The sequence below is a fragment of the Chryseobacterium urinae genome, assembly GCF_030518295.1.
In the GTDB taxonomy this organism is placed as follows: domain Bacteria; phylum Bacteroidota; class Bacteroidia; order Flavobacteriales; family Weeksellaceae; genus Chryseobacterium; species Chryseobacterium mucoviscidosis.
The window spans coordinates 137,909-164,428 of sequence record NZ_JAULSJ010000001.1 but is presented as its reverse complement, the minus strand read 5'-3'; the positions used below and the strand labels follow the sequence as shown (position 1 = coordinate 164,428).

Here is a 26,520-nt window from a genome sequence, read left to right as displayed (position 1 = left end):
GTTAATAAATCTCTTATCAATCAGTAATTTAAAGAAAGAAAAAGCCCCGAAACCAAAATTCCGGGGCTGTATTGATATAAGAACAACAATTATCTATTGTTCATTAATGATTATCCTAAATACGGATATTTGTAATCTTTAGGAGATACAAAAGTTTCTTTGATAGATCTTACAGAAGTCCATCTCAGTAAGTTCATTTTAGAACCTGCTTTGTCATTTGTTCCTGAAGCTCTACCGCCACCGAAAGGCTGCTGACCAACAACTGCTCCTGTCGGTTTGTCATTGATGTAGAAGTTTCCGGATGCATTTTCCAACGCTTTGAATGCTTCATTTACCGCATAACGATCCTGTGCAAAAACAGATCCCGTTAAAGAATATGGTGAAGAAGAATCTACCAACTGTAAAGTTTCAGCCCATTTTGCATCTTCATAAACGTAGATGGACAAGATTGGTCCGAAGATTTCCTCAACCATACTTTCGTACTGAGGATTTGTAGTTTCAATAACAGTCGGGTGTACAAACCATCCTTTAGAATCGTCTGTTTTACCACCGATTACAACGTTTGCTTCAGTCGAAGAATTCGCTCTGTCAATATATCCTTTACATTTTTCAAAAGAATTTTTGTCAATTACCGCATTTACAAAGTTAGACGGATCTTCAGGAGAACCGATTTTGATGGAAGCGATTTGAGTTTCCATTACTTTTTTCACATCTGCCCAAAGAGACTGAGGAATATACGCTCTGGAAGCCGCAGAACATTTCTGTCCCTGATATTCGAAAGCACCTCTTACCAAAGCAGTCGCCACCGCTTCTACGTTTGCAGAAGGATGCGCAATTACGAAATCTTTCCCTCCGGTTTCTCCAACGATTCTTGGATACGTTCTGTAGTTATGAATATTGTCTCCGATCATTTTCCACATTCCCTGGAAAACTTTCGTAGAACCTGTAAAGTGAAGTCCTGCAAAATCTCTGTGCGCCAAAACTTTCTCAGCCGTTTCTTTTCCATCCGTGAAGATCATGTTGATAACCCCTTTTGGAAGACCTGCTTCCGTAAGAACATCCATGATTACTTTTGCGGAATAAACCTGCTTGTCAGAAGGTTTCCAAACCACTACGTTTCCAAGCATTGCCATACAGGTCGGTAAATTTCCTGAAATCGCTGTAAAGTTGAAAGGAGTTACTGCAAAACAGAATCCTTCCAATGGTCTGTATTCCAATCTGTTCCAGATTCCTGCGTCAGAAACCGGCTGTTCAGAATACATTTCCGTCATAAATTCTACGTTGAATCTTAAGAAATCGATGAATTCACAAGCGGAATCAATTTCAGCCTGATGAACGTTCTTAGACTGTCCGATCATCGTTGCTGCATTAATAACGTCTCTGTAAGGTCCTGCCAAAAGATCAGCCGCTTTTAAGAAAATGGCAGCACGATGTTCCCATCCCAGTTCGTTCCATTCTTTTTTCGCAGCCAGTGCAGCGTTTATCGCATCATCTACATGCTGCATGGTTCCTCTGTGATAAAATCCGAAATCGTGCGCATGATCCTGAGGCGACTGAAGCTGAACTTTATCTCCTGTTTTTACTTCTTCACCATTGATGATCATTGGGATTTCGATCTTTTCTGCCCACATTTTTTTGTACTGGGCGATCAGACTTTTTACTTCCGGAGTTCCCGGTGCATACGAATTTACGGGCTCGTTTACTGCAAATGGTACTTGCGAAATTGCTTTAGACATATTAGTTGTATATTTTTTATTTGCTAATGATACAAATTTACAACAATTATTTGGGTCGAGAGAATGTGTGAATGATCAATTTTGCTCAGCAAGTGAATTGTGAATTTTAAAATATAATTGAAAATTGACAGGCATGAGGAATTGACAATTCACCATTTACCATTAATTCTTCTACATTTTCTCAGTTTCTAAAATTTTTAAAACTAATTTTTCTTCCTGTGTAAGATCTGCTTTACCATCGTTTTCCTCTATTTGTTCAAGCTCATCAAGATATTTTTTGATGGTGTTGTTTTCATACAGATTAATAACCAAAGGATGGACATAATATTTTCGGCATACCGTACTGGTATTTCCAAGATGGGAAGCAACTATTTCAAGGGCTTCTTTCACTTTTTTCTTGTATTCTGTATGGGTTTCTGCATAGCCGATTTCCTTAAAAGCAATTAAAGCATTTACGGTTCCCGACCACGTTCTAAAATCTTTCGCCGTAAAATCTTCACCGCTGATTTCTTTAATATAATCATTCACCATTCCCGAATCTACAGTGTGGCGGTTTCCTTCATCATCAATGTACTGGAAAAGTTCTCTTCCGGGAATATCTTTGCACTTCTGCACCAGTCTGGAAAGCCTTTTACTTTTCAGATCAATATCGTGCATCACGCCTTTTTTTCCTTTAAAATGAAAAGTTATTTTCTGTCCCTTAACCTGAACGTGTTTCTCCTTTAAAGTCGTTAAACCAAAAGAACCATACAGTTTTTCATACGCGTTATTGCCGATTCTTATATTGGTTCTCTGCATTAAACTTACGATCAGTGCAAGAATCTTTCTTTTTTCGAAATTTCTTAAAGCTAAATCTTTTTCTACCTGAAGACGGATATCGGGTAAAGCATACCCGAACTGAAGCATTCTGTAAAACTTCGTGTGATTTCTCAGGGCACTCCAAAGCGGATGATAACGGTATTGTTTTCGTTTTTTAACATCAAAACCGGTTGCCTGAAGATGTCCGTTGTCCAAAGCGCAGATCCAGACATTTTCCCACGCCGGAGGAATAACCAGCTTGTTAATTCTTGTAATTTCTTCTTTATCCCTGATCTTTTCGCCGTCTCTGTAGTAAGAATATTTTTTTCCGGTTCTCTTCCGTGTAATTCCGGCTGTTTCTGCATCGGTGGTATATATAAGATGTACCGCCTTTGCAGATGCTACCGGATCTTTCATAATTTTTACGATCTTCGAAGGCTTCAGATGTGAGATGAGTTCTAAGTCTGAATTTTCCATAAGATGATTTGGTTAAGAGTTCCTACCCCTTGAAAACAGCCATAAAATAATAGCTATTACGGCGACTACTACGATAATTCCCCACCACATTCCTGCTTTAAAGATCGTTTCTACTGCTTCGCAGCTTGTTAATGTCAGCAGACAAAATATCATCATACTGTATAAGCTCCATTTTTTCATGATTAATTTATTATTTGGTGTTTATTATTTGATAATTTTATACTCTGTGATGATCCGGTCGCCATTTTTTTATTGATCTCTTGATTTCGTCTCCCGAAATATTATCATTCAGAGCTTTGTAAAGAAGTTCCTTAAACTCATCGTCGTAAGAAAATCTCAATGCTGCGATCTGGTCAAATTTCAGCTTACTTTCAACCTCATCAGATCTCTGCTGGAAAAGTTCGTAATATCTTTGTTTAAATTCTAACCGAACCAATCGATTCTGTAAAACTAAGGCATAATGCTGTCTCAGCATAATCGCAAGATAGAAAAGAAGAAAAATAACAGCAGAAAATAAAATCCAGATCAGTTGGTTGCTTTCATCATTAAAGATTTTGTAAATGCCAAATATTTCCAATCCTAAAAGCAATGGAAGATAAACGAAATGATGCGGCGGATAAAATTTTCTGTGATTTTTGTAATTCTGACTTTCCATATTTTGTAAGTAAGCAATAACCTTTCCAAAATGTTAAATTTTGACAACAATTGATTCTTGTGGTATCTGAATATTGCTGTTTTCTTCAATATAATTCAGAATTCCTGATCTTTCCTCATTATAAAAACGGATTATTTTTCAGGAGCTTTTCCGGCTTTCCGCACTCGCTGTTTATAGTTTTTGGATTTGCGGCGGCGGAGCCGCCGCAAATCCAAAAATCAAGAAACGAGCTCAGACAAATGCTGCAATCCGGGCTAGGATTTCTGTCGTTCCACAAATATTTGCCATTTCAGGAAATCAAGAATAACACGGAACAGAAAAAAGTTCAATCATGCAGAAACAGTTTAAAAACAACAATAATTTCATCTTCAAAACTCAAAAAATTCGTAACTTCCCCTCTTTAAAAAATTAAGATAAAATGACTTCAAAGGAAAAAGTAGCTGCGCTTCGTGAAGAAATGCAGAAAAATAATGTTGATGCATTTATAGTATATTCCGCAGATCCTCACATGAGCGAATATCTTCCGGAAGAATGGCAGGAGAGGGCATGGCTATCAGGATTTCTGGGTTCTGCAGGTTTTGTGGTAGTTACCAAAGACAAGGCAGGACTCTGGACAGACGGAAGATATTTTACACAGGCTCCGATCGAACTGGCTGGTTCAGGAATCGATCTTTTCAAAGACGGAATGGAAGGAACGCCTCATTATATCGACTGGATTATTTCCGAAATTCCTGCGAACGGAAAAGTAGCGGTAAATGCTCTGGCAACTTCTCACGCCAACTGGGAGCTTTTAACGCAGAAATTAAACGCAAAAAATATTACCCTTGAAGACCTTCCTTTACTGAAAGAAATCTGGAAAGACAGAGGAACACCTTCGAAAAATCCAATATATGTGCATCCTGTAGAAAGAGCAGGAAAATCCGTAGTAGACAAAATCGCGGCAATACGCCAGAAAATGGAAGACATTGAGGCAACGGTACATATCATTTCAAGCTTGGATGATGTAGCATGGACGCTTAATTTAAGAGGAAGCGATGTAGAAAGCAATCCCGTGTTTTTAGGCTACGTCGTTATCACTAAAAATGATGCGAAATTGTTTACAGATCTGGATAAACTTGAAGTAGAAGCCAGAAGACAACTGGACGAAGCATGGGTAAAAATGATGCCTTACGAAGAATTCTATAATTGCCTGAAAGAATTTAAAAACGAAAAAGTTCTCGTTTCACCAAACAGCAACCAGTCGATTTTTGAAGCGTTGAAATCTGGAAATGAATTCATCAAAGCTCCGGTTCCGGGAAATCTGATGAAAGCCCAGAAAAACGAAACAGAACTTGAAGGTTTCAGAAAAGTAATGGTAAGAGATGGCGTTGCAATGGTGAAATTCCTTTACTGGCTAACTCACAACGCGGGAAAAGAAGCCATGAACGAATATTCTATCGGTGAAAAACTGAGAGGCTTCCGTGCAGAAGGAGAGAATTTCGTAGGCGAAAGCTTTGGAAGCATCGTTGGTTATAAAGACAACGGAGCTATTATGCATTATTCTGCAAAAAGCGAAGGAAGCAAAGAAGTTACGAATGATGCAAGTATTTTGGTAGATTCCGGAGGTCAGTATTTGGAAGGAACGACCGATATTACAAGAACTTTAGCTTTAGGAGCGGTTTCTGAAGAATTCAAAAGAAATTCAACATTGGTTTTACAGGGATTAATCCGTTTATCGATGGTAAAATTCCCGAAAGGAACAAGAGGGGTTCAGTTGGATGCGATCGCAAGACTTCCGCTTTGGATGGAAGGGAAAGATTACAACCATGGAACCGGACATGGTGTAGGAAGTTTCATGAACGTTCACGAAGGTCCGCAAAACATCAGAAAAGATATGAATCCGCAGGAATTATTGGTCGGAATGGTCTGCTCAAACGAACCCGGATATTATCTGGAAGGTGAGTATGGAATCCGTCATGAAAACCTGATCGCTGTAAAAGAATCTGAAACCACCATTCACGGTACTTTCTACGAATTCGAGACTTTAACATTCTGTCCGTTCTTTAAAGATACCATTGTGAAAGAAATTCTTTCTGAGGAAGAGATCAACTGGCTGAATGCTTATCACAAAACATGTGAAGAGAAAATTGCGCCATATTTAGAAGGAGAAGTGAAAGACTGGTTCCTTGAACTGGTAAGTCCTTTGTAAAAGAAAATAAACAGATAAAAAAATCGTCCTGTAAGTATTTGCGGGGCGATTTTTTTTGCATTACCGTATTTTTACGGATCTGGTTTTAGGGTTTATCCTGAAAAAAAACTCCATCGGTAAATCTATCTTTGTATCAGCAAAAAGACATCATTCATATCTTCATATAGTAAATTCAAAGCAGGTAATCATCTCAGTTCTTGAGATGATTTTTTATTTGTATGTTTTGCCTGATAGAAATTCCCCTCCTTTGGAGGGGTGGCGAAAATTTCGAAGAAATTTTTGACGGGGTGGTTACAAAGTGGGAAAGATAAAATTTGCTTTAAAGATGAATTTAGAAAACCAATAATTAATTTCCGACATTCTTAGCCCGGATAGAAACGGTTACCCCGCAACAAATATTGGAAGCAATGGCAAAAGCTGTGGCTTGTTTGGCGTGAGGAGTATGAGTGGATAGCCGGAAACAGCTCCAAAAAAAATGCTTGAAAGTCTTGAGATTGATTTTTATGTTACTGAAAATATTTTGAACTCGTAAAATTATTGCAATAGATAAAGGATATTTTTGTTTGCGGTTAAAAACCGTAAATTTGCAGTATGAATAACGATACCATTTGTGCGTTGGCAACTGCCAATGGAGTAGGTGCTTTAGGAATTATAAGAGTTTCGGGGGATGAAGCTTTAGCTGTTGTGCAAAAGTCTTTTCCGGGGAAAAATTTGGCAAAACAGAAGTCTCACACCATTCATTACGGATATTTTATGGATGGAGAAGAGGCGATTGATGAAGTGATGCTTTCTATTTTTCTGGCTCCGAAAAGTTTTACGACAGAAAATTCTGTGGAAATTGCTTTTCACGGGTCGCCGCACATTGGGAAACGTATTCTTGAAACCCTAATTAAAAATGGAGCAAGGATGGCAAAAGCCGGAGAATTTACGCTTCGAGCTTTCATTAACGGAAGAATTGATCTTTCTCAGGCTGAAGCGATTGCTGATGTTATTGCATCTGAAAATGAGGCTTCGAGAAAAGTGGCAATTAATCAGTTGAAAGGAGGAATTACCAACGAAATTTCTTTCCTGAGAACCGATTTGCTGAATTTTGTTTCATTAATTGAATTAGAGCTTGATTTTGCAGAAGAAGATGTAGAATTTGCGGACAGATCGGCTTTGGTTGAGCTTTTAAATAAAATCGAAGTAAAATTAAATTCCCTGATTGAAAGTTTCCAATACGGAAATGCCATCAAAAACGGAACTGCGGTTGCCATCATCGGCAAACCGAATGCCGGAAAATCTACCCTTTTAAATGCTTTGCTAAAAGAAGAAAGAGCGATTGTAAGCAATATCGCGGGAACAACGAGGGATACGATAGAGGAGGTTCTTCATATAAAAGGTCATGCTTTCCGATTAATTGATACGGCAGGATTGCGTGAAACGATGGATGAAATTGAAGCAATTGGTGTAAAAAAAGCCAAAGAAAAGGTAGAAAATGCCAATATACTGGTTTATTTAGCCGATGCTGCAACAGAAGATTTTTCCGAAGACATTGAAATGATCCAGTCTCTGCAAAGAGATGATCTGAAACTGATTATCTGTGCAACAAAAATTGATGAGGTTTCTCCTGCAACATATGAAAAAGTAGAAAATATCTTCAGAAGCAAAATTTCTCAGGAATTTGATTTTATTAAAATTTCAGCGGTTGAAAATCAGAATATTCAGGATCTCAAAAATGAATTGTCTTCTTACGTAGAACAGTTAAAAGCTTCTGAAAACAATGTTGTGATTACCAATCAGCGTCATTTTGAAGCACTACAGAAATCTTTGGAAGCTGTACAAAAAGTAAAAGAAGCAATTACTTTCCAAATTTCTACCGAACTTTTAGCCTACGAACTGAGAAACGCTCTGGAACATCTCGGTGAAATTTCGGGCGAGGTGACTAATAATGAGGTTTTGGGGAATATTTTTTCGAAGTTTTGTATCGGGAAGTAACTAAAAAAATTTATCTTAAGTTATATTTATTATAAAAATAGGAAAATCAAAGTCTGTACGTTCTGACAGACTTTGATTTTAAAAACTCTTTACCAGCTCACAAACATAAACTGATCCTTCCACGGAAGCTTCACAAGACCGATTCCCCACGAAAGTCTTTCCAGCAAAATATCCTGTGTCTTTCGTTCTACGGTAAGAGTACAGTCGTGGTCGATGACAACCAATTTTCCGGGACGTTGAAAAAATTCATTCCGGAGCAATTCTGCGGATGATGTTTTCATAGCGCTCCAGTTATGCTGAACACTTTCTATCAGATTTTTAACTTGAGTTTTGTGTTTACGCGTAAGCTTAATATGTCGGTTGATCGATTGATGAAGAGGAATATTGCACAAAAATTTCTCAAATATCATGTCATATTCAGGAGCATTTATTTTTCCGGTAGCAATATAATGAAGCAGATGCGCACCCAATTCCGGATCTGAAAGCTGATTAGTTTTCTTGTCCAGAAGATCACAATGCTCAAAAAAAGTTTTCATAAACGGATGAATCAGAATCAGCCCGGCATTTTGAACATATTGTCCTTCATCAGAAATAATTTCTTCAGCTTTTTGTTCAGAATTATTGCTATTTTGAATTACCTCATCAATGGTTTTCTTAGAATTTTGCTCATTTTTTTTCGTTGTCTTTTTTGTATTTTGATCGTTTTTGATGAATGTCTCTTCAATTTTTTCAATCAATTCAGCCTCTTTGATGATCGGAAATATCTTTAATACTGTTTTTAGGTTATGAAAATGATTTTTCACAAAAAATAAATCTTTTGATAAAGTCTCAGATTTCAGTATTTCTTCTAAAAAATAATCCTCAATATAAATGTTCGGAGATTTCAGATGCCTCGACAAAATATTTAAAATCAGTCTCCATATCATAATTCTGTTCATCTGATCCAGCTTTGAGATCAACTGTATAATCTCTGATTGTAAATTGATTTTTAATGCTTTGTCTTTTAGAATAACATTGCATAATTGGGCAATTTGTTCATTAGAAAGCTGATGAATGATTCTTTCCTGCACATTTCTTTTAGAAAAAACAGGAAGAATGCAGTTCTGAAAATTTTCACCCTGAATAATAGCATTAAATACTTTTGGTTCAAGCAGAGAAAGACTTTTTTTATCAGAATTCCACCAAGGTACATTTCCGCTTTCCAAAAAATAAATAAAGCTTTGAAGAATTTTTTCATGATTGGTCACCAGATATGCTTCAGAATTATTTGCTGTAAACTCATCTGAATTTAAAACAGAGTTTGTAACCTCAGATAATTTCTCTTCGAAAACTTGGGCAATTTTATCTTTCAGATCAGAATTTAATGCGCTGCTTTTTACATCCAGATTCAATTCCAGTTTAGGGATCTGCAAAATGTGGTCTTCTAATCTGTGTTCAAAAGTACTGAGGTATTTTTCTATTTTCGGAAACACATCCATCGACAGAAAACTGTTGATGTCGTCTTTTATACTCAGTCCTTTTTCTTTATTATTTACCGTAATTTCAATAAAAACTTTCTGAATGATATGATCTTGCTTCACATTAAATAAATTTGAGTTATACAATGGTGGAATTACCGTAAAATGCCTATTTCTTGTCAAATTCTCCGCCCCAGAAACCTGCAGGACAAAGGCTGTATTTGGATCTCTGTTTTGCACTCAGTCTGCATCCGCAACCTCTTATGAAGCCGTCTTTTGGACCGCTTGAAACTTCAAGAGTCTGAGGATGAATCCATTTTTGGGTATTGCAGTTGTTTCCGTTTTTCAAAGGACAGGCGTTACAGATTTCTTCTCTTACAGAAAAAACAACTTCCTCGTCCTGATTTGCCATACCCAGTTTTGATCTTAATTCATTAAAATGGCCGCCAATGATTTCATTGCGTTTGCCAAAAAGAGTTTTAATATTCATTGTGATTAAAGTTTAAATTATGGGGTCAAAATTAGAGGAAGAAAAGCAGTATAACGAATAATAAGACCTCGCTGTTCTGTCTTTGCAGTAGATCATAAACTTATGTTCTGATAATAAAAACGATAAATTTTTTAATTCAGAAAAGGATGAAATCTGATCAGATTTCGGAATTATATCTTTTCAGATATTGATAATTGGAAAAAATATTGAGCGGATAAAAAAATCAATGGAGGAATCTCACAACATTATACTTAAAATAATCATTTTTCACGCCTTAAAATTACCTTCAGTTAACCGTGTTTATTTCACAAGTCTTAGATCAGGATAATTTTTTTTAAAATTTAGTAGGTGTTAATTATTTGATTATCATTATTTTATATTGATTTATTTTTTAGGTTAAAAGAAAATTCAAAAAAAGCATTTACTGCAAAGACAGGATGGAGCCCCCAAAATATTCGTTTTTTAAGTCGGGCTGATTGTATGTTTGCACCATAATACTAAAGAACAAAAATTATGATAAAAGAAGTATTAACAGTTTTAAAAAATGAGTTGCATTCTGCCGGTTTAGCAGATGTTGTGGTTAACGACATCGCAAAGCATGAAGACGGAGCTGCGGGACTTGATAATAAAGTGGTGATTACCTTACTGAATGTTCAGGAGGAATCTACCATGAAAAATATCTCAAGATATGTAAAAAATACATCCAATGTTACAAAAATGGAAAGCCCTTCGGCATATGTAAATCTTTTCGTAATGGTTACAGCCAATATGACGGATTATGACAGTGCTCTAATAAACATTTCAAAAGTTATTGAGGTTCTTCGTGCAAAAAATGTATTGGAATACGTTGCAACCGGTATCGGAGAAAACAATTTTACTTTCAGAACAGAAATGCATGCCGTACCGTTTGAGCAGCTAAGTTACATTTGGGGTTTATTGGGCGGAAAGATCATTCCTTCCGTAATGTATAAAGTAAGTGTGGTTAAGATTGGAGCTAAAAATATTTCTGATGTTCAGCTTATTAATTATGTTGATATCAAGGATATTACGGTTAAATAATATCAGAAAACAAATAACCCTTTAATTTAAAATTTATGAACATACCAAATCCGACGACACCCGGTGTTTCTATTGAAGAACTGCCAAAACTTCCAAACTCCATTGCATTAGTAGAAACTGCAGTACCTGTATTCATAGGATATACCGAACGAAAGCCTTCCGAAGACAATGATACTAGCGCACCTGATTATAAGCCATCAAAGATCAGCTCTCTTCTGGATTTTGAGAAAAAATTCGGGAGCGCAAAAATGGAAAGTATTACATTAAAAGATACTGATGCAGGAATAACAGTTTTAGAACCAAAGGCAAAATTTTTAATGTATTATTCGTTACAAATGTATTTTGCTAATGGAGGCGGTGCTTGCTACATCGTTTCTGTGGGAGATTACAATGCAGCACAGGTGGAAAAATATCTTTTGGAATCAGGGTTAAATTTAATCAATAATATAAAAGAGCCACTTCTTGTTATTTTCCCGGATGCCGTATCACTAACCGCTTCTGATTTTCATGCCTTATATAATACAGCAATTACCAAAGCCGAATCTGCAGGAGAATCACAAAATATGTTTGCTCTTTTAGATACTTACTATGGAAATTCCACTACAAAAATCGGGAATCTTACTGCAGTGGAGAGTTTCAGAAATACAGTAAATTCCTCAAGTTATGCGGCAGCTTATTTTCCTCATCTGAAAACGGTTTTAAATTATCATTTTGATGAAAAAATAACTCCTGTTTCTCACCTCGATACGCAGAATCAGCCCGTTGGAATTGCCAATGGGGTAACATTAGTGTCCCTGAAAACAGCAAATTCTTCATTATATAATCAGATAAAAGAATTACTGAAATCTCTGAAAGTAGTTTTGCCGCCATCATCTGCAATAGCAGGAATTTACGGAAGAATAGACAATACAAGAGGAGTCTGGAAAGCGCCCGCCAATGTAAGTTTGAATTACGTAACAGCTCCGACTGAAAAAATTTCCGACGAAGAACAATCCGATTTAAACATTGATGATGAAGGAAAATCAATCAACGCTATCAGAAGCTTCACAGGAAAAGGAACCTTGGTTTGGGGAGCCAGAACGCTGGATGGAAAAGACAAAAAGGAAGATGAAAAAGATAACGAGTGGAAATACATCCACGTACGCCGTTATTATAACATGCTTAAACAGTCAATAAGCATAGCGCTTAACGAAAAATTTATCAATCAGCCTCATGTCATTCACACATGGTTAAGAGCAAAAGCAATGATTGAGAATTTTCTTAATCAGCAGTGGATCGATGGGGCACTGGCAGGAAATTCTCCCAAAGAAGCTTACAAAGTTGAAGTGAAATCCGGAGGAACAGACATCATGGATGTAAAAATTGAAGTAGCCTTAGTACGTCCTGCAGAGTTTATTGTATTAAATTTTTCTCACAAACTATAACAAAACCAAAATCAATCACAACAAAATATTGAAGTTCTGCTTCGAGTGATAATTAATATTAACTTAAAATTTTTAACAAATGAATTACAAAACCCCTGGAGTCTATGTGGAGGAAGAGGCAAAATTTCCGCCTTCCGTAGCGCAAGTTGAAACAGCTATTCCCGCTTTTATCGGATATACAGAAGGAGGGACACAAAACAAACCCACCAGAATCTCGTCTATGCTGGAGTTTAAAGAACTTTTTGGAAAAGCATATGCCGAAACTTTTGCTGTAGCTTTCAAAGAGGGTACTGCAACAGCAGTTCAGCCAAAGGTAAGCGATTTCAAAATGTATTACGCGATGCAAATGTATTTTGCCAATGGAGGCGGACCATGCTATATTGTTTCGGTAGACAAATTTGAATACAAAGAAAACGGCGTAATAAAAGAAAATAAAGTAAGTCCTGCTAAATTAGAAGCAGCTCTTGATTTACTGAAAAAAGAAGACGAGCCTACACTTATTGTTTTTCCTGATCTTCAAGGTTTGGTAGCAACGGATGATGAAGTAGCAACTGCTCAAGCCTTTGCTGATGCTGCCGAAGAGGCTGCTGATGCTGCTTTACTTGCTATTAATGCAGCTACAGCGGCAAAAACTGCAGCTGACACAGCGCTTACTCAGGCTCAACAAGCTGCTGCCGCTGCACCTAATGATGAGGATCTTGCTGCGGCTGTTGTAAAAGCTCAATTAGCGGCTGCGGCTGCGGCTCAGGCATTAATTGATGCTAATTCTGATGCGGAAACAGCATCTGATATTAGTCTTGCTGCTGATGCCAATGTAACGTCTGTTACAAATGCGAATGATGAACAAACTATTAAAACTGTTTATTCTCTGTATGACAGTGCCTTAGATCAGGCAGAATCTATGAAAGACAGGTTTGTTATTATGGATATTTTAGGAGATGATGCTATTTTCAGAAATAAAGTAACTTCTACAGGGCTAAAATACGGAGCAGCTTATTATCCGAACCTTAAAACAATTTTGACGTACGCCTTTAAAGATGATAAAGTTGCGGTGATGGGTGCTTCCGGTGTAACAACCTTAGCAGAATTAAAATTAAAAAATTCTGAACTGTACAATCAGGCTAAAGCGGCAATTGAATCCCAAAAAGTAGTTTTAGCTCCGTCTTCAGCAATGGCAGGTGTTTACGCTAAAGTAGACAGTACATCCGGAGTATTCAAAGCACCTGCAAATACAGGACTTAATTATGTTGATTCTCCCGTTATTAAAATTTCAAATAAACGTCAGGATGAACTTAATGTAGATCCGGCTTCAGGAAAATCCATCAACGTTATCAGATCTTTTACAGGAAAAGGGACATTGGTTTGGGGAGCAAGAACGCTTGACGGCAACAGCAACGAATGGAGATACATTTCAGTACGCAGATTCTTCAACATGGTAGAAGAATCCGTGAAAAAAGCAACGGAACGTTTCGTATTTGAACCGAACACAGCCAATACATGGGTTCGCGTACAGACCATGATCGAAAACTTCCTGAACCAGCAGTGGCAGGACGGAGCATTGGCAGGAAGCAAGCCGGAAGAAGCTTACTATGTAAGCGTTGGCTTAAATAAAACCATGTCTGCACAGGATATCCTTGAAGGCAGAATGATCGTGGAAATCGGTATGGCGGCAGTTCGTCCGGCAGAATTTATTGTTCTTCGTTTCTCACACAAACTGCAGGAAGCGTAAAAATTAAACAAAGAAATAACAAAATTAAATAAAGACAATTATGAATACATATCCATTAGTAAAGTTTTCCTTTGAAGTAGACTGGGGCGGAACGAACATCGGTTTTCAGGAAGTTTCGGGATTAAGCATCGAGCGCGATATCATTGAATACAGACAGGGAGCAAGTCCGGATTTCAGCAAGATCAAAATGCCTGGAATGGCAAAATTCGGAAACATCACTTTAAAAAGAGGCACTTTCAAAGGCGATAACGATTATTTCGAATGGTTGCAGACGGTTCAGATGAACACGGTAGAAAGAAGATCCATTACGATTTCTCTTTTAGACGAGAACGGCGCACCTGCGGTAACGTGGAAAGTGAAAAATGCCTTCCCATTGAAATTACAGTCAACCGATCTGAAAGCTGAAGGTAATGAAGTAGCAATTGAAACTTTGGAAATTGCGCACGAAGGTTTAACTATTGAACATAACTAAATATTAATTTTAAATTTTTAACAAAATGAATTACAAAACACCAGGTGTTTACGTGGAGGAACTAGCAAAATTTCCGCCTTCCGTAGCACAAGTAGAAACAGCGATCCCTGCTTTCATCGGATATACAGAAAAAGGACCAAAAAATGAGCCGACAAGAATTTCTTCTCTATTAGAATATGAGGCTGTTTTTGGTAAAGGAAAAAACGAAGGTAAAGAGATCAAAATTTCTGTTAAAGACAATACCGTCTCTACCACTTTTGATACCACTAAATTAGATAAATTCAAAATGTACCATGCTATGCAAATGTATTTTGCAAACGGTGGCGGTCCATGTTATATTGTTTCTGTTGGAGTAGCTTCAGGATATCCTACAAAAGTATTAAAAAGCGAATTAGAAACAGGACTTAAGACTCTTGAAAAAGAAGATGAGCCTACGCTAATCGTTTTTCCAGATGCAGAATCTTTACCAGCATTAGAGGCTTACGGTTTGTATGGATTGGCTTTGAATCATGCAGAGGAAATGAAAGACAGGTTTGTTATTATGGACGTTCTTGGAGATTCTGCTAATATAGTTAAGGACTTTAGAGATAATGTAACTTCAGGACAAAGCGGAGAGCGTTTGAAATATGGAGCTGCTTATTATCCGAAATTGGAAACTGTTTTAACGCATAGCTTTGAAGATGAAGATGTTAAAATTACAAGTTTTGAAGAAAAAGATGACTCAGGAAATGTTTTGTCTCTTCCAAATGGCTATGTAGACAATTTAAAATGGCTAAAATCCAACAGAACAGAGCTGTATAATAATGCTAAAGCAGCAATCGAGTCTGAAAGAGTAGTGATGGCTCCGTCCTCAGCAGTTGCCGGTGTGTATGCAAAAGTAGACAGCACTTCCGGAGTATTCAAAGCGCCTGCTAATGTTGGACTTAGCTATGTAGTGGCTCCTACAGTAAAAGTTTCTCACGAAGATCAGATGACTCTTAATGTAGATCCTACTTCAGGAAAATCCATCAACGTTATCAGATCTTTTACAGGAAAAGGGACATTGGTTTGGGGAGCAAGAACGCTTGACGGCAACAGCAACGAATGGAGATACATTTCAGTACGCAGATTCTTCAACATGGTAGAAGAATCCGTGAAAAAAGCAACGGAACGTTTCGTATTTGAACCGAACACAGCCAATACATGGGTTCGCGTACAGACCATGATCGAAAACTTCCTGAACCAGCAGTGGCAGGACGGAGCATTGGCAGGAAGCAAGCCGGAAGAAGCTTACTATGTAAGCGTTGGCTTAAATAAAACCATGTCTGCACAGGATATCCTTGAAGGCAGAATGATCGTGGAAATCGGTATGGCGGCAGTTCGTCCGGCAGAATTTATTGTTCTTCGTTTCTCACACAAACTGCAGGAAGCGTAAAAATTAAACAAAGAAATAACAAAATTAAATAAAGACAATTATGAATACATATCCATTAGTAAAGTTTTCCTTTGAAGTAGACTGGGGCGGAACGAACATCGGTTTTCAGGAAGTTTCGGGATTAAGCATCGAGCGCGATATCATTGAATACAGACAGGGAGCAAGTCCGGATTTCAGCAAGATCAAAATGCCTGGAATGGCAAAATTCGGAAACATCACTTTAAAAAGAGGCACTTTCAAAGGCGATAACGATTATTTCGAATGGTTGCAGACGGTTCAGATGAACACGGTAGAAAGAAGATCCATTACGATTTCTCTTTTAGACGAGAACGGCGCACCTGCGGTAACGTGGAAAGTGAAAAATGCCTTCCCATTGAAATTACAGTCAACCGATCTGAAAGCTGAAGGTAATGAAGTAGCAATTGAAACTTTGGAAATTGCGCACGAAGGTTTAACTATTGAACATAACTAATCATGGCTCTTTTATATCCTCCAACCAGTTTCTCTTTTATTGTTAACGGGATTTCGACAACAGAGGGTATTGACTCCAGATTTCAGTCTATATCTGGTTTATCTACAGAAATTCAGACCGAAGAATATGCCGAAGGAGGCGAAAACAGATTTCTTCATCAGCTTCCTCTGAGACCGAAATATGAAAATTTAGTTCTTAAGCGTGGCTTGATTGTAAGTTCAGGATTAATAAGCTGGTGCAGAAATGCAATGGAAAACTTCGAGTTTGAACCCAGAGATCTTGTCATCACACTTTCAGGAGGACTTCAGTCTACAGCCCCTTTAATGGTCTGGAATGTAGTTGGAGCCTATCCGGTAAAATGGAACGTTTCAGAATTCAACGCAGAAGAAAGCAGGCTTGCCATTGAAACAATAGAGCTGAAATACAGATATTTCAAAATACCCTCATCGTTAGCAAGTTTAGGCTTGTAATTTCTAAATCAAATCTAAGCACTTACCGTGTGTTAGTTTTCGGATAACATTCAGCAAAAATTTTAAGATAAAAAAATAAAGGATTGGTCTATAACAGGACTGAACACACGCTTTATGTGCTTAGATTTTTTTAAATAAATACGTTAAATAATTGGTTTTAAGTTTTTTACGTATTAATAATTAATTAAAAATAAACGAAATGCCAATAGAAATAAAAGAGCTTCACATTAAAATAAATGTGGACGAAAAAGCAGCCGCAACGACAACTACCGCATCAGTAGATGAAGGAAAAATTATGTGTGCAATTAGCGAAAGCGTAGAGCAGGCAGTAAATATAGAAAAACGTAAAAAAGAAAGATAATGATAGGAGAAATAAAGAAAACAGGAGGAGAAGTTTTGAAAGTAAAGATAGGAACGTACAAGGATATTAACTTTAAAAGTGTTATTGATAGTGATGCATTTGAAGCCTTTATTAATCCGACAGGTTTTTCTTTCACCAGTAAAATAGAATATAACACTGCCCAAGAGCAAGGTGCAGCAGGAAGTAGTCCAAAATTTGTTAAAGTTGCTCCTCAAGCATTACAAATGGAATTTTTATTTGATGGCACTGGAGTAACGGAAACATATTCGGGTAATAAACTTGTCAATGTCATAAAGAAAAATAAATTCAAGCATGATACTGTTAATTTACAGTTAGAACGTTTTTATAAAGCAACAGGTGAATTTAAGGGATCATTTCATAAACCATATAGTGTTATTGTGATATGGGGAGAATTTGAATTTAAAGGTGCTCTTACGGAGTTTACAGTAGATTATAAAATGTTCAACAAAGATGGAACACCGTTAAGAGCTATAGGTAAAGCAACTTTTGTAGAAGGTATCAGTCAGGAACTTATTGCAGAAAAAGCTAAAAAATCTTCTCCAGACCTTACCCACAAAAGAACCGTACAGGCAGGAGATACTTTACCCTTAATGACTGAAAGAATCTACGGAGACTCCAAATATTACCTGGAAGTCGCTAAAGTTAATAATCTCATCAATTTCAGACAGTTGAAACCGGGAACTGAACTCTACTTTCCACCCATAGAAAAAATAGCATAACATGAACAATAGCGGATACATAAAAACATCAAAAAATCCGGATCTGATCACTTTTAAAGTAATGTCCGGAGGTACCGAGTTACCCGGGAAATATGGGGTAAAAAGTATTGTTGTAGAAAAAGAAGTAAACAGAATTCCTTATGCCCACATTGTTATTTTGGATGGAAGCGTACCGGAACAGGATTTTAAACTAAGCAATGAAGATCTTCTGATTCCCGGAAAAGAAATTGAAATTACCGCAGGTTACCATTCGGACGAAGAAAGCATTTTTAAAGGAGTTGTTGTAAAGCACAACATCAAAGTAAGAAACGGCTCTTCCTATCTCATCATAGAATGCAGGGATAAAGCGGTGAAAATGACTTTAGGCAGAAAAAGTAAATATTTCTACGACAGCAAAGACAGCGACATTATCGGAGAACTCATCAGTAATAACGGATTGAATGCCGATGTTCAGGCTACCTCAAATTCACACAAAGAATTGATTCAGTACAGAGCTTCCGACTGGGATTTTATGCTCACCAGAGCACAGGCAAACGGAAAACTTTGTTTTGTAGAAGACGGAACCGTTAAAATAGCGAAACCCGATTTCAGTAAAAAAGAAGTGGAAACAGTGGTTTACGGATCTTCGGTGCATGAATTTGACGGAGAAATAGACGCAAGAGATCAGTTCAAAAAAATTTCAGCCAAAACATGGAGCTATACCGATCAGGAACTTACCGAAGTGGAAGCTCAGGATCCTGGCGTAAAACTTAACGGAAACCTTTCACCGGATGATCTGGCAAAAGTATTTGGAATAGACGATCTGCAGCTTAAACATGGTGGAAATCTTACGCAGAGTGAACTTCAGGACTGGAGTGATGCGAAAGCAACTTTCCAGCAACTGGCAAAGACCAGAGGAAGGGTGAAATTTCAGGGAATTCCGGCTGTAAAACCGGGAGTTTCATTAATGCTGCAAGGCGTAGGAAACCGTTTCAACGGAAAAATTTACGTAACAGGCGTCCGTCACGAAATCGCGGAAGGAAACTGGTTGGTTGATGCACAATTCGGGCTTTCTCCGACATGGTTCTCAGAAACATATGATGTGAGCGAAATGCCGGGTTCAGGAATTATTCCTTCCATCAGCGGACTGCACATCGGGAAAGTATCCCAACTGGAATCCGATCCCGATGGAGAAGACAGAATTCTGGTGCAGATCCCGATCATCAATAACGAAGAGGAGGGAATCTGGGCGCGTGTAGCCACACTTGATGCAGGAGAAAACAGAGGATCGTTCTTCAGACCGGAAATCGGAGATGAGGTAATCATTGGTTTTATTAATGATGATCCCAATGATGCAGTGGTTCTGGGAATGCTGAACAGCAGCGCAAAACCGGCTCCTATTGTAGCTTCCGATGACAACAACGAAAAAGGATTTGTTACCCGCAGCAAAATGAAGATGATTTTTAATGACGATAAAATTTCATACACCCTTGAAACACCAAAAGGCAAAAAAATAACTGTAGACGAAGATGCAGATGTCATTAAAATAGAAGACGAGCATAAAAATACTCTTACCCTCAATAAAGACGGTATCAGTATGGAAAGTGGGAAAGACATCAGGATCAAAGCAAAAGGTGATATTAAGATGGAAGGAACCAATATCGGTATCAAAGCATCCGCACAGTTCAAAGCAGAAGGAAGTTCCGGTTCTGAGCTTAAATCAGGCGCAGTAACCATCGTAAAAGGATCTCAAGTTAAAATCAATTAATCATGAAACCGGCAGCAAGAATTACAGATATGCATACCTGTCCGATGGTAACGGGAACTACCCCGCACGTTGGCGGGCCCATCATTCCGGCAGGTGAACCTACTGTACTTATAGGAGGTAAACCGGCAGCAAGAGTAGGAGACAAAGCAATATGCACAGGTCCGCCCGATACCATTGCAGCAGGATCTTCAAGCGTAATGATTGGCGGAAAACCAGCCGCAAGAATGGGAGATTCTACCGCTCACGGAGGCGTAATAAGCGCGGGTGAAGCAACTGTTTTAATAGGCGGATGATACACATTCTGCAAGATTAAAAAATGTACAAACATCAATAACAAACGGTTAGAAAACTAAAACTCTATGTTACAGATGCGAGATGTTACAATTAAATATAATACAAGAACGTATGAAAATAAATACAGATTTTTTAGGAATAGGCTGGAGTTTCCCGCCTGAGTTTAATGAGACTGAAGGAAAGCTGGTAATGACTACAGATGTGGAAGACATCAACAACAGTCTGATCATTTTACTCTCCACAAGACCGGGAGAACGCGTCATGTTCCCCGATTACGGATGCGACCTGCAGGAAATGCTTTTCAAACCTTTGGACTTAACGCTGATTACCCAGATGAAAGGAATCATCGAGCGTGCCATTTTATACCACGAGCCCAGAATAAACATTTTAAATATCGACATCGATACTCAGGAAGAACTGGAAGGAGAAGTGTTGATAAAAATTGATTACGAAGTAAGGAATACGAATACCAGAAGCAATATGGTTTTCCCTTTTTATAAAGGTGAAGCTACTGAAATATAAATAATTACGGGATGTTTGTAACCATTTTGAATACTACTGAAACATTACATTAAGTATTGCATCTGACCATAGAATATAAATATAAACAAATGAAAAAAACAGATACATTTTCACATTATCGTGAAGGAAAATCACAAATGCAGCGCTTTTTAGCAGATCTGGATCCCGGCAATCTCGAATTGCACGACTTCGATCTGTTCGATTGGCTGCTATTTGCAAACAATTTTGCCAGTCATGTAAATTTTTTTGAAAAAGATGCTGATACAGCAATACCAGATAAGAAGTGGGGAAACTTTTTCTTTGGTGATGATACCAATGCTATTCCGCGCAGAGAAAGCGTAGAGTACAAAAGTATGAAAAAACAGGTTACAGATCTTATTTCCCAGTTTGAACAGGACAGCAATCTAACGCCTCACCTTACTTTGTTCGTCTGCTTTCTGAAATTGCTGGATTTTTCCAAAAAAGCTTTCAATAATTTAACGAAAAGACATCTGGATTTCTACTATAACGAGATCCTTCAGATTCAGAAGAATGATGCTAAAGAAGACAAAGTCTATGTAATTTTTGAATTGGCTAAAAAAGCAATTCAGGAAAGAATTCCGGAAGGAACACTTCTGGACGGAGATAAAGATGCGGAAGGAAAAAAACGAGTCTACAAAACCAATAACGAACTTATTGCCAATCAGGCAAAAGTAGTTGAAATTAAAAGTCTTCTTAACGACGGCGGAAAACAAGAGCTTAAAATGGCTCCGGTTACCAATTCTGCCGATGGTTTGGGCGAAAAACTGCCGGAAGGCGGAAACTATTGGTGGCCGTTCGGATACAATGCTGAAGAAACAGCTTCGGACAAATCGATCTATAAAGAACTTCCAAAAGCGAAACTGGGCTTTTCTGTAGCATCATCTTTATTCGATTTAAAAGAAGGAGACAGAACAATTACCCTGAAAATAGATTTCAACGCAAATTCTGTTCAAAAATTAAAAGACCTTGAAAAAGAAGACTTTCAGAACAACATCAAAGTACTTTGCAGCGGGGAAAAAGAATGGTTGTCCGACATTGCATTACAGTGTACTGAAAATGGAGAAACAGGAACCAAAAGTGATAAAAAACACCGTTTAACATTTTCTTTAACATTACCGAAAGATTTTCCTGCCATCGTAAAATACAATAAAGATGTTCTGAAGGAAACATTCCAGACCAGCTTTCCTGTTCTCAGATTCATGATTGAAGGGAAGAAATATTATGAAGTCTATGAAGCTTTTTCAGAAGCATTGGTCAACAATATTGAAGTTTCTGTAGATGTAAAAGGGATAAAATCTCTTCAGATTGAAAATGACAATGGAGAACTGAATTCCGAAAAATCCTATTATCCATTTACTGCGCAGCCGATTAAAGGTTCCAATTTTTACATAAAATGTCCTGAAATGTTCTCTAAAAAGTGGAACACCGCAGACATTATCATCAATTGGAAAAACACGCCGGCTTCCATAAAGGATTTATACAGCGGGTATATCATGGAACCGGATACAAATATCAGTCAGCAGGATTTTAATAATTTGAAAAATTCGTCAGTTGTAACAGGAGACGATTATTTTAAGATCGATACAGCGTTGTTAGACAAAGAAATCTGGCACAATCAGGAAAATGATATTGCTTTATTTAAAAAGAATGGAAATGTTTACCAGACACAGTTTTCTGTAAAAAGCACCAGTGATGAAGCAGGTACAGGCGAAGCGATACGGGTAAAACTGAAGAAATCTTTATTGCAGGACTTGTATCCTAAATTATATACGCTTGTTTTATCAGATCCTCAAAAACTGAAAGTAGTTCCGAACGAACCTTATATTCCTTTTGCGGAAGATATTGAACTGAGCTACAGCGCAACAGAAACTGCATACCATTCTTTAAGAAAAGATTCTGAAGGAGAACTTCTGAAAAGTGAAGAAGTACAGATGTATCATGAAGATGCTTTCGGGCAGTATGAAAAGGAAATCGATACGAAAACCATTGTTCCGGTACATCAGAAAGGAGGCGAATTGTACATCGGTCTGGAAGCAGTTCCGCAAATGACGGTTTCCCTTCTCATCCAGATGCTGGAAGGAAGCGAAAATCCTTTAGCCGAGACTTTTGAAGAAAAAGAATATATCGAATGGAGCATCCTTTCCGGAAATACATGGATTGATCTTTCAAACTCTATGCTGCAGAATGATTCTAAAAAATTCCTGGAATCCGGAATTGTAAAATTCAAAATTCCAAAAGATATTAATTTGAATTACACAAGATTTACAGATCAGTTAATCTGGGTAAGAGCAAGGTCAGGAAGAAGTTACGATGCGGTTTGTAAAGTTCAGGGAATATATACACAGGCAGTTCTGGCAACATTCCAGAATCAGAACAACGATCTGTCCCACTTAAACAACGGTTTGGAAGCCAATACGATTTCCAGACTTATTACCAGAGTTCCACAGGTAAAATCTGTGAGCCAGCCGTATAACTCATTCGACGGAAAATATAAAGAAACAGATACAGAATTCTACAGAAGAGTAAGTGAAAGACTGAGACATAAAAACAGAGCCGTTACACAATGGGATTACGAGCATCTCGTTTTGCAGGAATTTCCGGAAGTTTTCAAGGTAAAATGCCTGAATCATACTTCAGAAAAGTCTTACCTCGCTCCAGGATACGTTACGCTGATGGTTGTTCCGAATATTAAAAATAAAAACGCTTTTGATATTTATCAGCCAAGAGTAAGCAGAGCCACGCTGAACAGAATTCAGAATTATATAAATGAATTGAATACCATGCACATCAACGCTCAGGTAATCAACCCGAATTATAAAGAAGCGAAGGTAGAAACAAAGGTGAAATTCTTCGATCAGTATGATGAAACATTTTACACAAAACAATTAGACGAAGACATCAAAAAGTACATATCGCCTTGGGCTTTTACAGACACTAAAGATATTGATTTTAATGTGAAACTGAATGTTAATCAGCTCATTAATTATCTGGAACAACTGCATTATGTAGACTACGTTGAGGAGACCAGTATATTGGTAAATAATGTTTTACAGACACAGTCTTTAATCGAAGTAGATCCGAAATCCATACTCGTATCTGCCAAACAGCACAAAGTTACTATTGCAGAACAGGTATGCCTTTAATAACAAACAAGCAGAAACATAATTATGTCAGAAAATAAGCACATTAGTATACCCAAAAATATAGAAACGCAGGATCAGACCGATTTTCATTTTCTACGCAGAACAGGTATTGAATATATAGAAGGATTAGGAGGAAAACTTTGGACAGATTATAACTCTCACGATCCGGGGATTACCACACTGGAGGTTTTAAGCTACGCCATCACAGATCTTGGGATGAGGATGAATATGAATATGGAAGACATTCTTGCTTCAAACGATGCAAAAAAAGATATTCATACACAATTCCTGAAAGCTACGGAAGTTTTACCTTCCAGACCTTTAACGGAGCTTGATTACAGAAAACTCTTCATCGATATCAGCTTTAAATTCGGTCATCCGAGACCAATCAGCAACTGTTGGCTGGTTCCGAGAACCGAAACGCTGTATGTGGATTGCAAAACAGGACAGTTGGATTTTGAACCTATCGGAGAAAAGACACAACATTTTAACGTAAAAGGATTGTATGACCTTTATGTAGATTATGCCGATGATATCGACGATAGTGAGAATGAAGATTGTGACAAATCGAATGCAAGAGTAAAAATACTGGAGCGTTATCACCAGAACAGAGGTCTTTGCGAAGATCTTGTAGATATTAAAGAAATTGAAACCCAGAAAGTGGCAGTATGTGCCCGCATCGGACTTGTAAATAAAGTAGATGAGGAACTGGTTCATGCAAAGGTAATCAGAGCAATCAACAATTATCTGGCTCCGGAAGTTCATTTTTATTCATTAAAGCAGATGCTGGAAAAAGGTCTTACCACAGATGAGATTTTTGACGGACCGATTCTCGATAATGGTTTTATTGATACTGAAGAATTGAAAGCAAGCCAGTTAAGAAGAGAAGTCCGACTTTCTGATATCATCAGCGAAATCATGAAAATCGATGGAGTGAAGGAAATCCACGAAATTTCTATTGCCGGATGCGACAGTGCAGTGAAGCAGACCGATGACTGGATGATCTGTATTGAAAAAGGTAAAAAACCGGAGCTTTGCGATCTGAGTTCATTCAGTTACACGAAAGGTGCGCTTCCGTTGAATATTAACACTAAAAAAGTAGATGAATATCTCGAAACGTTAAGAAAAGAGGAGGAAGTACTGAGAGAAGATGCAAGACAAAATAAAGAGTTGACTCTGCCGCAGGGAACTTCATACGATATCGGGGATTACGCGACTATTTTAAATGAATTTCCGGATACGTACGGAGTAGGAATTTCCGGAATCATCGGAAATCCAACCCCGGAAAGAGAAGCTTTGGCAAAACAGATGAAAGGATATCTTTTGTTTTTCGACCAGATTCTTGCCAGTTATTTCAAACACCTTGAAAAAGTAAAAGAAGTTTTAAGTATCAGTGGAGGTTTAAAGAGAACGTTCTTTACTCAGGCTCTTAAAAACATCAAAGGTTTTGAAGAATTGGTTTCGGATTATGATGAAAACGACGACAAACTTACAGATACTTTATACGAGGAGCTTGATAACAGTGTGGAACGCCGAAATGAAGTGCTGGATCATTTGATTGCCCGTTTTGCAGAAACATTCAGCGACTATACTTTCCTGATGAAATCTCTGTACGGAAAATCTACCGATGAAATTGTACTGAACAATAAAGAAACCTTCTTAAACGAATACAAATCGTTGAGCAAAGACCGTGGATTGGGTTATAATTATACATTAGATGATACTGCGAATGTTTGGAATACAGACAATATTTCAGGGGTACAGAAAAGAATTGCTCGATTACTGGGGATTAAAAATTATCAGCAGAGAAATCTTTCTCAAACACCTGTTTCGATTATTAAATCGGTAAGTGACGACGGAACGGCAAGCTATTCATGGAAAATAAAAGATGCAAAAAGTAATATCACTTTATCATCCGTAAATTCATTCCATATCGAATATGCGGCAACTAAAAATCTGCATGAAGCCATTTACCAGACCATTCAGATAGACGAAGAAGATCTTAAAAATGCATTAGAGCTTTTACAGGAAAATCAGACTCATTATGATTTGATTGGGAATATTCAGATCCGAATGTCTGCCGGAGGAAACTATTATCTTGAAATTATGGATGACAGCCAGCCACAAAACGTAATGGCTACTCATAAAATGACCAATCCGTACCCTTCTTTAGCTGAATTAAAAAAGGGAATTGAAGAACTGGTAAGATATTTCAAATATGATTTTACCGAAGAAGGAATTTTCCTTGTAGAACATTTATTGCTGAAACCGGCATTCAAAGATTACAAACTGATCAAAGGAATTGGTTGTATGTCCATAGAAGACACATTCAAAGTTTTTCAGGATCTTGAAGGGATCGGAAGCATGATCGTAGGAACCTCTTTTGAAGTAGCTCCTAATGAGGACGGAGATATTCTTTCTGGAAATCCGATAGATTATGCAGATGCTTTAATGTCCTCTTGTGAAGAAGACTGTGAATATGATGTTTTTGATCCTTATTCTTACCGCATAAGTGTGGTTCTTCCGGGCTTTGCCTACCGTTTTCAGGATCCTGACTTCAGACGTTATGCAGAAACTGTGATCCGACAGGAGATTCCGGCTCATATTCTGGCTAAAATCTGTTGGGTGGGAGATCGTTTAAGTGAAAAACAAACCGCTCAGAACGATTTGTCTGCATTTGAAACGGCATTTAAAAAATATCTTTCGGATAAGGCAAAAAATAACCTTAACAATTTAGGAAACAGCATTCAGAATTTACTGACGGCTCTTACCAACTTAAATAATATTTACAGACCGGGAAGACTCTTAGACTGTGCTGTGGAAGATAACGACAGTCTGGACGGAAAAATAATATTAGGACAATCAAACATATAA

The 26,520-nt window shown here is 37.6% G+C and carries 22 protein-coding genes; 16 read left to right on the top strand and 6 right to left on the bottom strand.

Translation table 11 applies throughout. From position 1 onward, the window contains the following. Nucleotides 1-110 precede the first annotated feature (110 nt). The 4 genes from pruA to QWT87_RS00685 form a co-directional block, all read right to left on the bottom strand. A complete protein-coding gene (gene pruA, locus QWT87_RS00700) occupies nt 111-1,736 on the bottom strand; it encodes an L-glutamate gamma-semialdehyde dehydrogenase (protein ID WP_302712677.1) in 1,626 nt (541 codons plus the stop codon). Between the two features lie 171 nt (nt 1,737-1,907). Continuing rightward, nucleotides 1,908-3,011 carry a DNA topoisomerase IB gene (locus tag QWT87_RS00695; RefSeq protein WP_302712675.1) on the bottom strand — a complete coding sequence of 368 codons (1,104 nt, stop codon included), beginning with the start codon at nt 3,009-3,011 and terminating at the stop codon, nt 1,908-1,910. 12 nt (nt 3,012-3,023) lie between these two features. Continuing rightward, a complete protein-coding gene (locus QWT87_RS00690; RefSeq protein WP_076394783.1) occupies nt 3,024-3,191 on the bottom strand; it encodes a phosphatidate cytidylyltransferase in 168 nt (55 codons plus the stop codon). A 37-nt stretch (nt 3,192-3,228) separates the two neighbouring features. Next, nucleotides 3,229-3,666, bottom strand: coding sequence for a DUF6526 family protein (locus QWT87_RS00685; protein WP_302712672.1), 438 nt, complete (start codon nt 3,664-3,666; stop codon nt 3,229-3,231). Nucleotides 3,667-4,084: 418 nt separating this feature from the next. On the opposite strand from QWT87_RS00685, the gene QWT87_RS00680 reads away from it, so the two are divergent. Both QWT87_RS00680 and mnmE read left to right on the top strand, forming a co-directional pair. After that, complete coding sequence (locus QWT87_RS00680) at nt 4,085-5,854, top strand: aminopeptidase P family protein (RefSeq protein WP_302712670.1); 1,770 nt, start codon at nt 4,085-4,087, stop codon at nt 5,852-5,854. A 591-nt stretch (nt 5,855-6,445) separates the two neighbouring features. Then, nucleotides 6,446-7,831: a tRNA uridine-5-carboxymethylaminomethyl(34) synthesis GTPase MnmE gene (mnmE, locus tag QWT87_RS00675; RefSeq protein ID WP_302712668.1), complete on the top strand. Its 1,386-nt coding sequence runs from the start codon at nt 6,446-6,448 to the stop codon at nt 7,829-7,831. Between the two features lie 89 nt (nt 7,832-7,920). Here the strand turns inward: mnmE and QWT87_RS00670 are convergent, their stop codons facing one another. Then, a complete protein-coding gene (locus QWT87_RS00670; protein ID WP_302712666.1) occupies nt 7,921-9,411 on the bottom strand; it encodes a contractile injection system tape measure protein in 1,491 nt (496 codons plus the stop codon). Nucleotides 9,412-9,457: 46 nt separating this feature from the next. Further along, nucleotides 9,458-9,778 carry a hypothetical protein gene (locus QWT87_RS00665; RefSeq protein ID WP_271247892.1) on the bottom strand — a complete coding sequence of 107 codons (321 nt, stop codon included), beginning with the start codon at nt 9,776-9,778 and terminating at the stop codon, nt 9,458-9,460. 513 nt (nt 9,779-10,291) lie between these two features. On the opposite strand from QWT87_RS00665, the gene QWT87_RS00660 reads away from it, so the two are divergent. The 14 genes from QWT87_RS00660 (at nt 10,292) to QWT87_RS00595 (ending at nt 26,520) form a co-directional block, all read left to right on the top strand. Beyond that, nucleotides 10,292-10,837 (top strand): DUF4255 domain-containing protein, encoded by a 546-nt coding sequence (locus QWT87_RS00660; RefSeq protein WP_302712663.1) that lies wholly within the window; start codon nt 10,292-10,294, stop codon nt 10,835-10,837. A gap of 35 nt (nt 10,838-10,872) precedes the next feature. After that, the gene (locus tag QWT87_RS00655) at nt 10,873-12,261 is read left to right on the top strand and encodes a phage tail sheath family protein (protein WP_302712661.1); all 1,389 of its coding nucleotides are present in this window, start codon (nt 10,873-10,875) and stop codon (nt 12,259-12,261) included. 79 nt (nt 12,262-12,340) lie between these two features. Then, nucleotides 12,341-13,990 carry a phage tail sheath family protein gene (locus QWT87_RS00650; RefSeq protein ID WP_302712659.1) on the top strand — a complete coding sequence of 550 codons (1,650 nt, stop codon included), beginning with the start codon at nt 12,341-12,343 and terminating at the stop codon, nt 13,988-13,990. A gap of 40 nt (nt 13,991-14,030) precedes the next feature. Beyond that, entirely contained in the window at nt 14,031-14,462 is a 432-nt protein-coding gene (locus QWT87_RS00645) for a phage tail protein (RefSeq protein WP_076394813.1), read from the top strand. A 25-nt stretch (nt 14,463-14,487) separates the two neighbouring features. Then, nucleotides 14,488-15,876, top strand: a complete 1,389-nt coding sequence (locus QWT87_RS00640) for a phage tail sheath family protein (RefSeq protein ID WP_302712657.1) — start codon at nt 14,488-14,490, stop codon at nt 15,874-15,876. Between the two features lie 40 nt (nt 15,877-15,916). Continuing rightward, nucleotides 15,917-16,348 (top strand): phage tail protein, encoded by a 432-nt coding sequence (locus QWT87_RS00635; protein ID WP_076394813.1) that lies wholly within the window; start codon nt 15,917-15,919, stop codon nt 16,346-16,348. A 2-nt stretch (nt 16,349-16,350) separates the two neighbouring features. After that, nucleotides 16,351-16,818, top strand: coding sequence for a phage tail protein (locus tag QWT87_RS00630; RefSeq protein WP_076394817.1), 468 nt, complete (start codon nt 16,351-16,353; stop codon nt 16,816-16,818). 199 nt (nt 16,819-17,017) lie between these two features. Beyond that, complete coding sequence (locus tag QWT87_RS00625; RefSeq protein ID WP_185144443.1) at nt 17,018-17,179, top strand: DUF5908 family protein; 162 nt, start codon at nt 17,018-17,020, stop codon at nt 17,177-17,179. Beyond that, complete coding sequence (locus QWT87_RS00620; protein ID WP_116099933.1) at nt 17,179-17,919, top strand: CIS tube protein; 741 nt, start codon at nt 17,179-17,181, stop codon at nt 17,917-17,919. Before QWT87_RS00625 ends, QWT87_RS00620 begins: the two co-directional genes overlap by 1 nt. 1 nt (nt 17,920) lies before the next feature. Beyond that, complete coding sequence (gene vgrG / locus QWT87_RS00615) at nt 17,921-19,666, top strand: type VI secretion system tip protein VgrG (protein WP_302712650.1); 1,746 nt, start codon at nt 17,921-17,923, stop codon at nt 19,664-19,666. Nucleotides 19,667-19,668: 2 nt separating this feature from the next. Continuing rightward, a complete protein-coding gene (locus QWT87_RS00610) occupies nt 19,669-19,959 on the top strand; it encodes a PAAR domain-containing protein (protein ID WP_076394823.1) in 291 nt (96 codons plus the stop codon). Nucleotides 19,960-20,071: 112 nt separating this feature from the next. Next, entirely contained in the window at nt 20,072-20,482 is a 411-nt protein-coding gene (locus QWT87_RS00605) for a GPW/gp25 family protein (protein WP_087711249.1), read from the top strand. 89 nt (nt 20,483-20,571) lie between these two features. Further along, nucleotides 20,572-23,646: a baseplate J/gp47 family protein gene (locus tag QWT87_RS00600; RefSeq protein ID WP_302712648.1), complete on the top strand. Its 3,075-nt coding sequence runs from the start codon at nt 20,572-20,574 to the stop codon at nt 23,644-23,646. Nucleotides 23,647-23,670: 24 nt separating this feature from the next. After that, nucleotides 23,671-26,520, top strand: coding sequence for a hypothetical protein (locus QWT87_RS00595; protein ID WP_302712647.1), 2,850 nt, complete (start codon nt 23,671-23,673; stop codon nt 26,518-26,520).

Bases quoted from the DNA above. Each gene is read 5' to 3' on its own strand.
- pruA (WP_302712677.1), bottom strand. From the start codon at position 1,736: ATGTCTAAAGCAATTTCGCAAGTACCATTTGCAGTAAACGAGCCCGTA.
- QWT87_RS00695 (WP_302712675.1), bottom strand. From the start codon at position 3,011: ATGGAAAATTCAGACTTAGAACTCATCTCACATCTGAAGCCTTCGAAG.
- QWT87_RS00690 (WP_076394783.1), bottom strand. From the start codon at position 3,191: ATGAAAAAATGGAGCTTATACAGTATGATGATATTTTGTCTGCTGACA.
- QWT87_RS00685 (WP_302712672.1), bottom strand. From the start codon at position 3,666: ATGGAAAGTCAGAATTACAAAAATCACAGAAAATTTTATCCGCCGCAT.
- QWT87_RS00680 (WP_302712670.1), top strand. From the start codon at position 4,085: ATGACTTCAAAGGAAAAAGTAGCTGCGCTTCGTGAAGAAATGCAGAAA.
- mnmE (WP_302712668.1), top strand. From the start codon at position 6,446: ATGAATAACGATACCATTTGTGCGTTGGCAACTGCCAATGGAGTAGGT.
- QWT87_RS00665 (WP_271247892.1), bottom strand. From the start codon at position 9,778: ATGAATATTAAAACTCTTTTTGGCAAACGCAATGAAATCATTGGCGGC.
- QWT87_RS00660 (WP_302712663.1), top strand. From the start codon at position 10,292: ATGATAAAAGAAGTATTAACAGTTTTAAAAAATGAGTTGCATTCTGCC.
- QWT87_RS00655 (WP_302712661.1), top strand. From the start codon at position 10,873: ATGAACATACCAAATCCGACGACACCCGGTGTTTCTATTGAAGAACTG.
- QWT87_RS00650 (WP_302712659.1), top strand. From the start codon at position 12,341: ATGAATTACAAAACCCCTGGAGTCTATGTGGAGGAAGAGGCAAAATTT.
- QWT87_RS00645 (WP_076394813.1), top strand. From the start codon at position 14,031: ATGAATACATATCCATTAGTAAAGTTTTCCTTTGAAGTAGACTGGGGC.
- QWT87_RS00640 (WP_302712657.1), top strand. From the start codon at position 14,488: ATGAATTACAAAACACCAGGTGTTTACGTGGAGGAACTAGCAAAATTT.
- QWT87_RS00635 (WP_076394813.1), top strand. From the start codon at position 15,917: ATGAATACATATCCATTAGTAAAGTTTTCCTTTGAAGTAGACTGGGGC.
- QWT87_RS00630 (WP_076394817.1), top strand. From the start codon at position 16,351: ATGGCTCTTTTATATCCTCCAACCAGTTTCTCTTTTATTGTTAACGGG.
- QWT87_RS00625 (WP_185144443.1), top strand. From the start codon at position 17,018: ATGCCAATAGAAATAAAAGAGCTTCACATTAAAATAAATGTGGACGAA.
- QWT87_RS00620 (WP_116099933.1), top strand. From the start codon at position 17,179: ATGATAGGAGAAATAAAGAAAACAGGAGGAGAAGTTTTGAAAGTAAAG.
- vgrG (WP_302712650.1), top strand. From the start codon at position 17,921: ATGAACAATAGCGGATACATAAAAACATCAAAAAATCCGGATCTGATC.
- QWT87_RS00610 (WP_076394823.1), top strand. From the start codon at position 19,669: ATGAAACCGGCAGCAAGAATTACAGATATGCATACCTGTCCGATGGTA.
- QWT87_RS00605 (WP_087711249.1), top strand. From the start codon at position 20,072: ATGAAAATAAATACAGATTTTTTAGGAATAGGCTGGAGTTTCCCGCCT.
- QWT87_RS00600 (WP_302712648.1), top strand. From the start codon at position 20,572: ATGAAAAAAACAGATACATTTTCACATTATCGTGAAGGAAAATCACAA.
- QWT87_RS00595 (WP_302712647.1), top strand. From the start codon at position 23,671: ATGTCAGAAAATAAGCACATTAGTATACCCAAAAATATAGAAACGCAG.